At 46.8% G+C, this 15010-nt stretch carries 11 protein-coding genes; 5 read left to right on the top strand and 6 right to left on the bottom strand.

The window, feature by feature from the left end; genetic code table 11:
- Positions 1-152 precede the first annotated feature (152 nt).
- Both clpS and clpA read left to right on the top strand, forming a co-directional pair.
- Positions 153-476: an ATP-dependent Clp protease adapter ClpS gene (gene clpS / locus BMZ28_RS12765; protein ID WP_047781377.1), complete on the top strand. Its 324-nt coding sequence runs from the start codon at positions 153-155 to the stop codon at positions 474-476.
- A 25-nt stretch (positions 477-501) separates the two neighbouring features.
- On the top strand, positions 502-2784 hold the full coding sequence (gene clpA, locus BMZ28_RS12760; RefSeq protein WP_074823674.1) for an ATP-dependent Clp protease ATP-binding subunit ClpA: 2283 nt from the start codon (positions 502-504) through the stop codon (positions 2782-2784).
- Between the two features lie 97 nt (positions 2785-2881).
- Here the strand turns inward: clpA and infA are convergent, their stop codons facing one another.
- The 6 genes from infA to trxB form a co-directional block, all read right to left on the bottom strand.
- Entirely contained in the window at positions 2882-3100 is a 219-nt protein-coding gene (gene infA, locus BMZ28_RS12755; RefSeq protein WP_029093554.1) for a translation initiation factor IF-1, read from the bottom strand.
- A gap of 139 nt (positions 3101-3239) precedes the next feature.
- On the bottom strand, positions 3240-3932 hold the full coding sequence (gene aat / locus BMZ28_RS12750) for a leucyl/phenylalanyl-tRNA--protein transferase (RefSeq protein ID WP_074823671.1): 693 nt from the start codon (positions 3930-3932) through the stop codon (positions 3240-3242).
- A gap of 147 nt (positions 3933-4079) precedes the next feature.
- Positions 4080-4649, bottom strand: coding sequence for a low molecular weight protein arginine phosphatase (locus tag BMZ28_RS12745; RefSeq protein ID WP_074823669.1), 570 nt, complete (start codon positions 4647-4649; stop codon positions 4080-4082).
- A gap of 183 nt (positions 4650-4832) precedes the next feature.
- On the bottom strand, positions 4833-6551 hold the full coding sequence (gene cydC / locus BMZ28_RS12740) for a heme ABC transporter ATP-binding protein/permease CydC (protein ID WP_074823667.1): 1719 nt from the start codon (positions 6549-6551) through the stop codon (positions 4833-4835).
- Positions 6552-6553: 2 nt separating this feature from the next.
- The gene (gene cydD, locus BMZ28_RS12735) at positions 6554-8323 is read right to left on the bottom strand and encodes a heme ABC transporter permease/ATP-binding protein CydD (protein ID WP_074823664.1); all 1770 of its coding nucleotides are present in this window, start codon (positions 8321-8323) and stop codon (positions 6554-6556) included.
- Positions 8324-8457: 134 nt separating this feature from the next.
- Entirely contained in the window at positions 8458-9411 is a 954-nt protein-coding gene (gene trxB, locus BMZ28_RS12730; protein WP_047781372.1) for a thioredoxin-disulfide reductase, read from the bottom strand.
- 577 nt (positions 9412-9988) lie between these two features.
- Here trxB and lrp point away from each other — a divergent pair.
- From lrp to lolA, 3 genes are all read left to right on the top strand, one after another.
- Positions 9989-10483 carry a leucine-responsive transcriptional regulator Lrp gene (lrp, locus tag BMZ28_RS12725; RefSeq protein ID WP_047781371.1) on the top strand — a complete coding sequence of 165 codons (495 nt, stop codon included), beginning with the start codon at positions 9989-9991 and terminating at the stop codon, positions 10481-10483.
- A gap of 124 nt (positions 10484-10607) precedes the next feature.
- On the top strand, positions 10608-14204 hold the full coding sequence (locus tag BMZ28_RS12720) for a DNA translocase FtsK 4TM domain-containing protein (RefSeq protein ID WP_074823661.1): 3597 nt from the start codon (positions 10608-10610) through the stop codon (positions 14202-14204).
- Between the two features lie 190 nt (positions 14205-14394).
- Positions 14395-15006, top strand: a complete 612-nt coding sequence (gene lolA, locus BMZ28_RS12715) for an outer membrane lipoprotein periplasmic chaperone LolA (protein WP_047781369.1) — start codon at positions 14395-14397, stop codon at positions 15004-15006.
- The last annotated feature ends 4 nt before the right edge of the window (positions 15007-15010 follow it).

The following is a 15010-nucleotide window of genomic DNA, read 5'->3' as shown; positions in this document are numbered from 1 at the left end:
TATTGTTGGTAAGACGGGAATAAAAAGAACGGGACATCTATTAAGAATAATCTATCTTTAAATTTAAATACCTATTTTTACAATAACTCAGGCAAAATATCTGACAGACGTCCCGATTATGGTAAGTAGCTGAACAAAATGACACTTAAGATATGAATAATTTACATGATTGGCTAAGCTTGGAAGAGATAGCCGACTCCGATTTAGAAGAGAAGCTGAAACAGCCTCCACCGATGTATCAGGTTATACTGAATAACGATGACTATACACCGATGGAGTTTGTGGTAGAGATATTACAGAAATTCTTTTCGTATGATATTGAGCGGGCAACGCAGCTGATGTTAACCGTGCATTATCAAGGTAAGGCAACGTGTGGAGTGTTTACTGCAGAGATTGCAGAAACTAAAGTAACGCAAATTAATCGCTATGCGCGAGAGAATGAGCATCCATTGTTGTGTACGTTAGAAAAAGCCTGAAAAGGCGAACTATGTGGAGGTGCCCATGCTAAATCAAGAACTGGAACTCAGTCTCAACATGGCGTTTGCTACAGCCAGGGAACAGCGTCATGAATACCTGACCGTTGAACATCTGTTGCTGGCTTTATTGAGTAATCCGGCAGCAAGAGAGGCACTTGACGCCTGTCAGGTTGATATTGTCGCGTTACATCACGAGTTGGAATCGTTTATTAATCAGAACACTCCACGCCTGCCAGAGGGAAGTGCTGAATCTGAAACTCAGCCGACCTTAAGCTTTCAGCGAGTATTACAGCGGGCGGTGTTCCACGTTCAGTCATCCGGGCGCACTGAAGTGAGTGGCGCTAACGTTTTGGTGGCGATTTTTAGCGAGCAGGAATCCCATGCGGCTTATTTGCTGCGTAAACACGATATCAGCCGTCTGGATATTGTGAACTTTATTTCCCACGGTACCCGTAAAGATGGTTCTCAGGATGAATCAGGCCCTCAAGGCTCCATTCCGAGTGAAGACGAGCAAACCAGTGCAGAAGACCGCATGGACAACTTTACCTCCAATCTGAATCAACTAGCGCAAAATGGCGGTATCGATCCGTTAATTGGGCGGGAAATGGAACTGGAAAGAACCATTCAGGTGCTTTGCCGTCGCCGTAAAAATAATCCGCTACTAGTTGGTGAGTCCGGAGTCGGTAAAACCGCCATTGCGGAAGGTCTGGCCTGGAGAATCATCCAAGGTGATGTCCCTGAAGCCATGGCTGACTGTACGGTTTATTCGCTGGATATCGGTTCGCTGTTAGCCGGTACCAAATACCGCGGCGATTTTGAGAAACGTTTCAAAGCGCTCTTAAAACAGCTGGAAGCTGACAAGAATAGCATTCTGTTTATTGATGAAATCCATACCATTATTGGTGCCGGTGCGGCGTCAGGTGGTCAGGTCGATGTGGCAAACCTGATTAAGCCAATGTTGTCTAATGGTCGGATTCGGGTGATGGGCTCTACTACTTATCAGGAATTTAGTAATATTTTTGAAAAGGACCGGGCATTGGCTCGTCGCTTCCAGAAGATAGATATTACTGAGCCATCCGTAGAAGATACGGTACAAATTCTGATCGGGCTTAAGTCTAAATACGAAAAGCATCACGATGTGCGTTATACCTTGAAGGCGCTGCGTGCAGCAGTAGAACTGTCGGTAAAACATATCAACGATCGTCATCTGCCGGATAAGGCGATAGACGTGATTGACGAAGCTGGTGCGTATTGTCGATTAATGCCCGCCAACAAGCGTAAGAAAACGGTTAACGTCAGTGACATTGAGATGATTGTTGCGCGTATTGCTCGCATTCCGGAAAAAACGGTTTCAGCTAATGACCGCAGTACGCTGAAAACCTTGGCCGAACGCATGGGTATGTTGATTTTTGGTCAGGATAAGGCGATACAAGCTTTAACCGAGGCCATCAAAATGAGTCGTGCCGGATTAGGCGATGAGCGCAAGCCTGTGGGTTCTTTTCTGTTCGCTGGCCCAACGGGGGTAGGTAAGACCGAAGTGACGGTACAGCTAGCTAAGGCGCTGGGCATTGAGCTATTGCGCTTTGATATGTCTGAATATATGGAAAGACATACGGTGAGTCGTTTGATTGGTGCCCCTCCCGGTTATGTTGGTTTCGATCAGGGCGGCCTGTTAACTGATTCCGTTATTAAACATCCTCATTCCGTGCTGTTGTTGGATGAAATTGAAAAAGCCCATCCGGACGTGTTTAACATACTGCTACAGGTAATGGATAACGGTACGTTGACGGATAATAATGGGCGTAAGGCTGATTTCCGTAACGTGATTCTGGTAATGACCACCAACGCTGGTGTTCGAGAAACTCAGCGTGAATCGATTGGTTTTAAACAGCAGGACAACAGTATTGATGCGCTAGGCGAAATCAAAAAATTGTTTACGCCAGAGTTTCGTAACCGTCTGGACAATATTATTTGGTTTAATCATTTATCTGCTGAAGTTATTCAACAGGTGGTCGATAAATTTATTGTTGAGTTACAGGCACAGTTGGATGCCAAGGGAATTTCCCTTGAGGTGAGTCAGGATGCCCGTCATTGGCTGGCAGAAAAAGGTTATGACAAGGCGATGGGCGCACGCCCAATGGCCAGAACAATCCAGGAACATCTGAAGAAACCACTAACCAATGAACTGTTATTTGGTTCTTTAGTTAACGGTGGTTCCGTTAGTGTCACCCTGGATAATCAGGCAGGTGGACTGGTTTACCAGTTTGAAAGCGTAAAGAAACCGAAAATTGAGAAGGCCGTACATTAATTCGTCCATAGCATAAATAAAACGCCCTTGCCGATAGGTAAGGGCGTAGGAGTCAAACTCCATCAGCTTTGCGCAATGTTATGCGGCAAGCCGTTTATTATCGGCTACGGAAGATGATGCGGCCTTTGCTCAGGTCGTACGGGGTCAGCTCAACAGTGACTTTGTCACCCGTTAGAATGCGGATATAGTTCTTACGCATTTTACCGGAGATATGGGCAGTGACCACGTGGCCATTTTCTAGCTCAACGCGGAACATCGTGTTAGGCAACGTATCTAAAATCGTGCCTTGCATTTCAATATTATCTTCTTTGGCCATCGAATCCTCTAGGTGTAACTACCTTAGTTTTTAACCGGCAAGATAATGCCGAAAAACGAGCGAAGAGTAAAGGATAGAGTTTAAAGAAAACGCAGTTACTTTGCTTTACTTTTGCTCTATCTACGTAATTTGTGTTGATTTAGCGTAATTTCTGCGAGGTCCAACAGGCCTGTGGTAATGACTCCTGCTGGAGTTTGTATAAAAATTGTAAATAATCCGCGCGCGGAATTTCCATCGCCCCTAATGACTCAGTATGATCGTTTAATATCTGACAGTCGATCAATTTTCCGCCGTAACTGAGAAAATGACAGCAAAAAGCATATAGCGCCAACTTGGAAGCGTTAGTTTGTCTGCTGAACATTGACTCACCACAAAACAACGCGCCTTGTTCAACACCGTACAAACCGCCAACCAGATCACCTTCATGCCAAACCTCTACCGAATGGGCTATTCCTTGTTGATGAAGCTGGCAATAAGATTGTTGAATGGAAAGGTCGATCCAGGTTCCTTCATCACGCTCACTGGAACAGGCGCTAATGACCTGCTCAAAGGCTTGATTGATGGTCACACTCAGTGGCGTCTTTTTAATGAACTTCGCCATACTGCGGCTAATATGTAACTGCTGTGGTATCAAAACTGCTCTTGGGTCAGGGGACCACCACAAAATAGGGTCATCGGGGCTGAACCATGGGAATATGCCGTTTTGGTAAGCATTGATTAACCTTTGGGGCGACAGGTCACCGCCGAGTGCCAGTAATCCATTTGGATCGTTTAGCGCATAGTCAACGGGTGGGAAATCATATGAATCTGCAGATAACTGAATCAGAGGCATAGTAAATCAATACTCATAAAAACAAGGTGTTTAAATAATCACCGGGTTAGCGGCAGATGTATTTTAGTTTAACAGATAAGACGTACAGAGAGCGTAAATAGATACAAGATTGAAAAGACCCGCCGCAGAAAGCGGCGGGCAATAGCATTATTTTGCTGGTTTAGCTGCGGCGATTTTAGCCAGAGCCAGAGGGAGATAGGTATCAAGCTGAGAGGCGACTTTCTCATAAGCGTCCATTGGTTTGCCCCACGGATCGTCTAAATCTTTCTGCTCATTTTTAGCAAACTCGGCCAGAGTAAACACTTTTCCGGCAGACTGCGGATAATTCTTCAGTACTTTTTCTTTATGGGAGGCGGTCATGGTTAGCAAATATTGCGCCTTGGCAATATCTTGTTCGGTGAGAGACTGTGCTCGGTGATCCGAAATATCAATACCGCGTTCTTTCAGTAAGGTTTGTGTGCCTTTTTCCGGCGTAGTTTCTTTCGGATTGACATTAACGCCCCGTGATTCGATATTCATTTTCCAATGATTCTTTGCTGTTAATTGTTTAGCCAGCGCTTCAGCCATTGGGCTACGGCCTGTATTACCGGTACAGATAAAGATGACTTCTGGTTCGACCTGAGGAGAGACAGCGTCCGCAGCATGTACTGCGGATGTGGAAATAAACAGGGCGGAGAGAGTGAATAAAATATTACGTAAAGTGGTTTTAAAGTACATCTTATAGCATCCTTGTGAATTAATATTCATTATAAGTGAGTACTTAACCAGATGATGATTGGTTTCGTCAAGGGGAGGTATAAAATTTATTTTGCGTATTGATAGGCTTTATTGTCGTGGAGGCCAAATAATTACGCCGAGTCATATTGGACTCGGCGTATGATTCAGACGATCAACAGTGATTTAACGCTGGTGGAAGCGGTAATATTGACCTTGCTGCTCAAGCAATTGTTGGTGTGTACCTTGCTCGATAATTTCTCCGGCATCCATCACGTATATTCGGTCCATTTTGTCCAAACCGGATAATCGATGAGTAATCATCATCACTGTTTTATGCTGGCAGTGTTGTTTCAGCATGGTCAGTATTTGATTTTCAGTATCAGCATCCAGACCTTCTGTTGGTTCATCCAATAGAATCAGCGGTGCGGAATGGAGTATGGCTCTGGCCAGTCCAATTCGGCGTTGTTCGCCGCCGGAAAGCTGTCTCCCGCCTTCACCCACCCAAGCGTTTAAGCCATCTTGTTCCAGCAGTGCGGATAAGCCAACTTTATCTAAGGCAGATTCCAGTTCACTATCACTTGCCTGAGGCGCAGCCAATATCAGATTGTCCCGCAAGGTTGCACTAAAGATGTGTACCCGCTGACTGACCACCACCATCATTTGACGCAAGGTAGCTTCATCATAGATATTCAGTGGCTGATTATTTAATTGGATAGAGCCTTGCTGCGGATCCCATGCTCTGGTCATCAGCTGAAGTAGCGTTGATTTACCACAGCCGGTACGACCTAATAATGCAATATGTTCACCGTTAGCGATTTGCAAAGTCAGATTGTTGATCGCAGGAAAAGGCTGCCCATGATAAGTAAAGCTTATGTCATTCAACGAAACAGAGGCCTCTGAAGAGAGGGCGATCGGCTGTTGTGGGAAGGTGACCTCTGGCTTTTGCTCAATTAACTGATTAACGCGCTCAGCGGAAGCAATCACTTGACCGAGGTGTTGGAAGGCGGTAGCGACAGGGGCCAGCGCTTCAAAAGCGGCCAGAGAGATAAACACAAACAGCGCAATAAATGCACCGGGCTGCGGGTTATCACCGATACCTACCGATGCAAGCCAAAGAATGAGTACCAGCGTAAATCCGGTGGCCAGAATCATTAAGGTTTGGGATGCTCCAGCCAAAGTGGCCTGTTGTTTTTGGCGTTCCAGCCAGCGTTGTTCAATTAAGTCCAATTTAAGCCGGAATGCAGGTAAGGCAGCGAAAATAACCAGTTCCGCTTGTCCTTGTAGCCATGAGGTGAGTTGTCCGCGGTAATCGCTGCGTAGGGCGGTTAAATCAGCACCAATGGGTTTACCTGCACGATAGAAAATGGTCGGTAGGGCAAACAGCAGGATTAACATAATGCCGCCTAGCGTACAGGCCAGCGTTACATCAAGCCAGCTGAGCCCAAAAGTGACCACTACAATGACCACAATAGCGCTAACCAGCGGGGAGATCAGCCGTAAGTAGAGGTGATCGAGGGTTTCAACATCAGCGACGAGTCGATTGAGTAGCTCAGCCTGACGGAAACGGGCAATGCCCGCCGGGGAAAGGGGCATTAACTTTTGGAAGGTGAAGGTGCGTAAGTGGGCCAAGACTCTAAACGTCGCATCATGACTAACCAGACGTTCAGCATAACGTCCGGCAGTACGAATAATGGCTGAGCCCCGAACGCCCGCAGCCGGTAGCATATAGTTAAAGGTAAGTAGTCCTGTTAACCCTGCCAGAGCAGAGGCAGCAAGGAACCAACCGGATAAGGTCAGCAAACCAATACTGGACAGAATGGTGACAATAGCCAGCACAATGCCTAAAGAGAGACGGAACCAATGTCGGCGGTACAGCGCTAAAAAAGGAAGTAACGTCTTCATGTTTAAACCTCCGCATTCCGGCCAGACATCAGCACGCTAAATGGGCCTGATGATTGATTAAGGGTAGTGAAATCCCCTTGCTGAACAATCTCCCCTTTATCCATGACCCAAATCTGATCGTATCCGTCAAGATCTTCAAGTCGATGGGTGACTAGCAGAGTGGTCTGGCACATTGAGGCCTCTCTCAAGGTATTCATCACTAATCTTTCGCTGTTGGCATCTAAACTGGCGGTGGGTTCGTCCAATATCAACAGGTGGCAAGGGGAAAGCAGGGCTCGGGCAACTGCGACCCGTTGAGCTTGCCCAACCGAGAGGCGAGCAGCATGGTCGCCAACGATAGTGTCTAGTCCATCGGGAAGGAGCGGGAGGAATTCATCAACATAAGCCCGTTTGATGGCCTGCGCTAACGCTTCATCTGACGCCAGGGGATCGGACAACAAAATATTATCGCGTACGGTGTGTGCCGGTAAGTGCGGGTTCTGACCAACCCAACTGAGGTGTTTCCGCCAGCAAGTCGGTTGTAGGCTATTCAGTTCAATATCATTGATCGTAATTGAACCTTGATAGGGCATAAAACCTAGCAGCAGATTAAGCAGTGAGCTTTTTCCTGCGCCACTGTGGCCGACGATGGCAATGCGTTGCCCCGGGGTCAGCACAAAATTTAGCGGTCCAGCCAGCGTTTTCCCATCAGGAGAAATAATGGTGAGGTTGTTGGCGCGAAGGGTGATGCTATCACAGACCGGTAACTCATTGACTCCCTGGCCATTGGATTGATCGGTTTCAGCTTCCAAAAAGGTTTGTAATGACTCAGCAGCACCAATCGCCTGAGCTTTGGCATGATAGTAAGTGCCAAGATCGCGTAACGGTTGGAAAAACTCGGGAGCCAAAATTAACACCAGAAAACCAGCAAATAAGGTCACTGGCATACCGTACGATCCAAAATTTAGTTCCCCAAGATAAGAGAAACCAAAATAGACGGCGGCCACGGCGATGGATACCGAAGCAAAAAACTCTAAAACAGCGGAGGAGAGAAAAGCCAGCTTTAACACATCCATGGTGCGGGAGCGAAAATCTTCTGAGGCTTGACTAATTTGTTCGGTTTCGGCCGGCCCCCGATGAAATAGTCTTAGGGTATCCAAGCCTCTTAATCGATCGAGGAAGTTACCGCTTAGTCGAGCCAGTGCGATAAAATTACGTCGGTTGGCATCGGCGGCACCCATGCCTACCAGCGCCATAAATATCGGTATCAGCGGTGCGGTGACAAATAGAATCAGTCCTGCAGCCCAGTTAATCGGAAATACTGCCGCCAGTATTAAGATCGGAATCATGGCCGCCAGCATCATTTGTGGTTGATAACGGGAGTAGAAGTCCTGCATATCCTCAATTTGCTCAAGGATCATGGTTGCCCAGCTTCCCGCCGGTTTACCCTGAATCCAGGCCGGCCCCAGTTGTTCAAGGCGATTGAGTACCTGCTGACGAATTCGCTGTCGGATAGCGGCACCGTAAATAAAGCCCACGCGTTCTCTGAGCCAAACTAACAGCGCACGAAAAATAACGGTAACAATAATCAGGATAAAATAGCCGATCAACGTATCTCGAGGAATATTTTCGATAATCAATGCATGGAGAATCGTTGCCAGTAACCAAGCCTGCACGATAATCAATATTCCACTGAGTAATCCCAACAGGGTAGATATCCGTAACCAACGTTGTGCCGGAGCGCCCTGAGATTTTAACCAGCGGATCAACTCACGCTGTCTTGTTTTATTCATATTAGACATAAGTTTGGACGGGGTCTGATTAGCAAAGTTGGGATAAGGATACCATTAGTATCCGCAAAAGAATAAGGCGGCCGTTAGCCGCCTTAAACATGTGGTGTTATACCAACATGTGACACAAATAGCGATTAGCCGTTATTTTGTGTTTCGAGGTAACGTTCTGCATCCAGCGCAGCCATACAACCACTGCCTGCAGAAGTGATCGCTTGGCGATAAATATTATCGGCAACGTCGCCAGCAGCAAAAATGCCTGGGATGCTAGTTTGGGTGGCATTACCTTGCGTACCCGAATGTGTTTTCAGGTAACCATCTCGGAGTTCAAGCTGGCCGGTAAAAATATCAGTATTTGGACGATGTCCAATAGCAATAAATACGCCGGTAAGCGTCAGTTCTTCAGTGACGTGAGTGTTGGTATCTTTTAGACGAACACCAGTAACGCCCATGTCATCACCCAAAACTTCATCTAACGTTCTATCCGTATGCAGAATAATATTGCCGTTGCGGACCTTTTCCATCATGCGGTCGATAAGGATTTTTTCTGCCCGGAAACTGTCTCTACGGTGAATCAGGTGAACTTCGGCAGCAATATTGGATAAGTACAGCGCTTCTTCGACGGCGGTATTACCACCACCCACTACGGCAACCTTTTGATTGCGATAGAAGAAACCATCACAGGTGGCACAGGCTGAAACGCCTCTGCCTTTGAAGTTTTCTTCAGAAGGTAATCCTAAATACTGGGCAGAAGCACCGGTAGCGATAATCAGGGCATCACAGGTGTACTCTTCGCTATCACCAAACAAACGGAAAGGACGAGTCTGTAAATCAACCCGCTGAATATGGTCGATAATGATCTCGGTCTGGAATTTGAGTGCATGCTCGCGCATACGATCCATTAAACCAGGACCGGTTAATCCTTCTGCATCGCCAGGCCAGTTTTCTACATCGGTTGTGGTGGTTAGTTGCCCACCTTGTTCAATACCTGTAATTAATACCGGATTGAGGTTTGCGCGTGCGGCATAAACCGCGGCGGTATAACCCGCTGGGCCTGAACCTAAAATGAGTAACTTACAGTGCTTGACCATAGCGATAATTCCTCTGTGAGGGTAAGACCGAATAATTTATGTGATTGTAAGGAAAATACAACATTAAAAAAAGTCATGATCGGGTTTGTTACCAATCATTGTGATAGGTTTTTTCTATTAAATGTGCGATTTTGGAGTTAAAATGACGCAGTTATGAATTTATATAGAGAATTGTGCTTTTTTTTACTCATTTACTTTGACAATAACGCAGGTATTTGCGAAAACATTATTCTGTGATTACGCTGATAACTATATTGACGAAGTTTATAAGGTAAGTGTTTTGGCAAGGTAACAGATACTTACTCTTTATATGTATAGATTAACCGCATAATACAATATGTTCAGGTTGTAGTTTTGAGCAGTACCCTGATTTACATTGGTGATGGCTGAAGATCATTAATGTAATAAAACTAAGTGGTTAGATAGATATCTTGTGCTGTTGGCTACAGATAATAACTAGAACACCTGGTTTCTGGCTGGTATATAACTACAGTTATTGGCTTGGACAGAAGCGCCGTAAAATCTTTAGGAGAGTTAGCGGTGTATCAGAAACAAGGAAGATATTGAGAGAAGAAAAATGGTAGACAATAAAAAACGCCCGAGTAAAGATCTTGATCGAATTGACCGTAATATTTTGAATGAATTGCAGTTGGATGGACGCATTTCTAACGTTGAGCTGTCAAAACGTGTTGGCTTATCACCAACGCCGTGTTTGGAGCGGGTACGTCGTCTTGAAAGACAGAAATTTATTCAAGGTTATACTGCGTTACTGAATCCTCATTATTTAGACGCGTCGCTGCTGGTTTTTGTTGAAATCACGCTGAATCGCGGTGCGGCTGATGTTTTTGAACAGTTCAATACGGCTGTACAAAAATTAGAGGAAATTCAGGAGTGTCACTTGGTTTCTGGTGATTTTGACTATCTTCTGAAAACGCGCGTATCAGATATGTCCGCGTATAGAAAACTATTAGGTGAAACGCTGTTACGTTTACCCGGTGTAAACGACACGCGTACCTACGTAGTTATGGAAGAAGTTAAACAGAGTAACCACTTGGTTATCAAAACGCGATAATTCATCATAGCAGGTGCAAAATCTGCAAACTTCCGTTACACTCCTGTGTATTCATACAGTTTCAGCGCTGGGTAATTCTGGCGCTGCCGTTCATGCATTGCTACGGTAACCTGGAGAGCCTTTCTTGAGCCAGGAATATATAGAAGACAAAGAGCCTAAGTTGAAGAAGTTGAATAGCCGCCAGCGGCTTTTTGAAGCCGGTTTATTGGTGGTGGTTATTTTTGCCATTTATCTTATGGTGGCACTGGTCAGTTTCAATCCTGCCGATCCCAGCTGGTCGCAAACCGCTTGGCACGAGCCGATTCATAATATTGGTGGCGAAAGCGGAGCTTGGCTGGCCGACACCTTTTTATTTATATTCGGCGTACTGGCTTATGTGGTACCGCTGCTGATGGTTTTCCAATGCTGGGTGCTGTATCGCCATGAACGCGATGAGAAACCCGTTGATTTCTTTGCTCTATCGCTGCGTTTTATTGGTTTGCTGGCGCTGATTTTCTCTTCCTGCGGGCTATCGGCCATCAGCATTGATGACTGGTATTATTTTGCATCCGGTGGCGTTATCGGCAGCTTATTGAATAGTGCGCTATTACCTCATTTTAATGGGGTGGGTGCAACGCTGATTCTGCTGTGCGTATGGGCGATTGGCCTGACGCTATTTACCGGTTGGCCGTGGTTAACGATTGCAGAAAAGATTGGTGCTTTTGTCATGGGAGCGCTGACTTTTGTTACCAACCGTACGCGCAAAGAGCCGGATTATGAAACCGATATCGCTGATGACAAGAATGCGGTCATTCCGGTTAGTGATAGTCATTCATTTTCCGAGTCTAATAGCGATGATGTGTTATTTAGCGCGCCAGGGGTAAGGGCGGGCGAAAGCTATGGTTTCACTGATGCAGATAGCGATGAAGAGCAAGACCCATCCATTCATTTTAAAAATGAGCTACAACAGGAACTCTCTTTCTCTGCTGCGATGAGCGATGATGAACGACCGGAAGATGGTGCTGCATCTGAACCCGTTGAGCCCACGTTGTTTGGTACATCAAATGTCGCTACTCCGTCAGCTTCATTTCAAGCTCAGCCTGAGACAACGGCCAATTCCGTTATTGGGCAGAGCGAACAACAACCAGAACCTCAGTTTACAACAGCCGCAACGTATCCATTTTCATCTCATAACGACAATATGTCAGAAAGGGCGGTTTCTGAGCCATCAGCGGTTTCTTTTGGCCCGGCAACATTTACCTTTAGTAATTCTCAACCGGTAGAACCTTCTGAAAGTACGGTACCTGCTGAGAGTGAAACCGAGTATCCGTTTAGTCTGCATGACGCTATTCCTGATGAGTATTTCCCGGCTGACGATGCAACGGATAATGGTTCATCTAACTTGCCCGCAGGTAGCTTTAGCGCGGCGATGTCGGATGAACCTGAAAGCGATCCTGCCGGTAATTTGTCGTCGGCGTTTAATGCACTTTCTGCGGCTTCAGCCGCTGCCAGTGTTGCATCCACCGTCTCTTCGGCTTCAGCACCAACAATCGCGTTCACGCCTGCCGTGAGCAGTGGGCAGCCGCAGATCAAGCAGGGTATCGGTCCAGAATTACCACGCCCTAATCCGGTACGAATTCCAACGCGTCGCGAATTAGCTTCGTATGGCATTAAGCTCCCTTCACAGCGGGAAGCTGAGCAACGGGAGCGCGAGCGTCTGGCTCAAGGGCAGTCACAGCCTGACAATATGCCATCTGCCACCAACGGTGAAGATGAGTTTGATGCTATGCAGCAAGAGTCGCTGAGAAAAGCTTTTGCTGAAGAGCAGCGCCAGCGCTATGGCGAAGAATACCAGTTAGATGACGGCGGTTATAACGACCAAGCGGTAACGGATAATCCTTTATACGGTGTTTCTGCCAGAGATGATGACGAAGAGACCGTCGACAATCGTCCAATTGAGCCGCTGTTTACCTTACCTTCGCAGGTAAGCGATGTGGAGCGCGCGGATGAAGTACCTTTAGGCAATATTAATGATGTATTGCCGGTAGCGCCGACTTCGACATCACCTTATGCTTATCAACAACCGGCTCAGAGTCATGCTGCACCACCGGTAAGCCAAACATCAACGCATTCTGGCTCAATGGGTGCCGTACCACCTCAGCCAGCCGCTGTTCCAGAAGAACGTCAGCCGGAACAGCCATCGATGGATGGGTTAATCCATCCGTTCTTGATGCGTAACGATCGTCCATTGGAAAAACCAACGACACCGCTGCCATCGTTAGATCTATTATCAGCTCCGCCTACCAATCAGGCGCCAGTTGATATGGAAGCGCTGGAAGAAACTGCGCGTTTACTTGAACGTCGATTGGCCGATTTCCGAGTGAAAGCCCATGTTGTTGATATTTTACCGGGGCCGGTAATTACTCGTTTTGAATTAGATTTAGCGCCGGGTGTCAAAGCCGCACGTATTTCCAGCTTAGCCAGAGACTTAGCTCGTTCACTGTCAGTCACGGCAGTGCGGGTGGTTGAAGTGATTCCCGGTAAACCTTATGTCGGTCTGGAACTGCCGAATGAACACCGCCAGACGGTATATATGCGAGAAGTTTTGAATTCACCTGAATTCAGTAGCGCCTCTTCTCCATTAACCGTTGTATTGGGTAAAGATATTTCCGGACAGCCGGTGACGGCCGATTTGGCGAAGATGCCTCACTTATTGGTTGCTGGTACCACCGGTTCCGGTAAGTCGGTCGGGGTAAACGCCATGATTCTGAGTATGCTGTATAAGGCAAAACCGGAAGACGTTCGTTTTATCATGATCGACCCGAAAATGCTGGAGTTATCGGTTTATGAAGGTATACCGCATCTGTTGACTGAAGTGGTTACCGATATGAAGGATGCCGCTAATGCGCTACGTTGGTGCGTTGGTGAAATGGAACGACGCTATAAGCTTATGTCAGCATTGGGCGTGAGAAATCTGGCGGGCTATAATGACCGGGTTCAGGAAGCGGAGCAGCTTGGTCGCCCAATTCCCGATCCGTTCTGGAAGCCAAGCGAAAGTATGGATGTCTCCCCACCGATGCTGGAAAAACTGCCGTACATTGTGGTGTTGGTTGATGAGTTTGCCGACCTGATGATGGCAGTGGGCAAAAAAGTCGAAGAGTTGATTGCCCGTTTGGCACAGAAGGCGCGTGCTGCGGGTATCCATTTGGTGCTGGCTACACAACGACCTTCCGTCGACGTTATTACTGGCCTGATTAAAGCGAACATTCCTACGCGTATGGCGTTTACCGTTTCCAGTAAAATTGACTCACGCACCATCCTCGATCAGGGGGGCGCAGAATCACTGCTGGGGATGGGGGACATGCTCTATCTGCCGCCAAACTCATCTATGCCGGTACGTGTTCACGGTGCTTTTGTGCGCGATCAGGAAGTACACGCCGTGGTACAAGATTGGAAAGCGCGCGGTCGTCCGCAGTATATTGATAGTATTACCGCCACGTCAGAAGAAGGTGAAGGTGGCTTTGGTTTTGATGCTGATGAAGAACTGGATGCTCTGTTCGATCAGGCGGTTGCTTTTGTGGTTGAGAAGAAGAAACCGTCTATCTCTGGTATTCAGCGCCAGTTCCGTATTGGTTATAACCGAGCAGCTCGGATTATCGATCAGATGGAAGCTCAAGGTATTGTCAGCCCGCCTGGGCATAACGGTAACCGTGAGGTACTGGCGCGTTCACAGTTTGATTAGTTGACCGTCATTGCTTAACGATAGGGCCGCTTATGCGGCCCTTATTTCAACTGAAAAGATAAGTAAAAGATCATATACTTAATGGCATTAGCCTGTACCTTGCCCGCTATTGTCAGGTAGAGTGCCACAGATAGATTCAAAATGCGTTTAACCTACGTTTTCTCGATAATAGATTGGAGTAATTGCAACAATGAAGAAACTACTTATCACCTGTTGCCTGATGTCTGGTCTGGTGTCCTCAGCCGTATTAGCTGACGCTCGCTCAGATTTGCAAAACCGTCTGAATAAGGTGAATAGCTTCCATGCCAGTTTCTCTCAATCGGTAAAGGATGCTGGCGGTGCGGCGATACAGCAAGGTGAAGGCGAACTTTGGGTTAAGCGCCCTAATTTGTTTCGCTGGCATATGACATCACCGGATGAAAGTATTCTGGTTTCTGATGGTAAAACCTTATGGTTCTTTAACCCGTTTGTTGAGCAGGCGACGGTCACATGGTTAGATAGCGTAACCGGCGATACGCCGTTTATGTTGATTACGCGTAATAGCGCTACCGACTGGAGCAAATATAATGTGCAACAGCAAGGCAATGAGTTTCAATTAACGCCAAAAGCGATAAAAGGTAATCTAAAAGCCTTTTCGATTAACGTAACGCCAGACGGTATCATCAAAGGCTTTGTGGCAGTTGAACAGGACGGCCAGCGCAGCAGCTATGCGCTGAAAGGCCAACAAACCGGTTCTGTCGATGCGGCACAGTTTACTTTTACACCACCAAAAGGCGTGACGATAGACGATCAACGCAAGTGAGGCA

The organism is Pragia fontium DSM 5563 = ATCC 49100 (assembly GCF_900112475.1).
GTDB classification, from domain to species: Bacteria; Pseudomonadota; Gammaproteobacteria; order Enterobacterales; family Enterobacteriaceae; genus Pragia; species Pragia fontium.
Note: the sequence above shows the minus strand (reverse complement) of the source record. Positions and strands in the feature narration are given on the sequence as shown.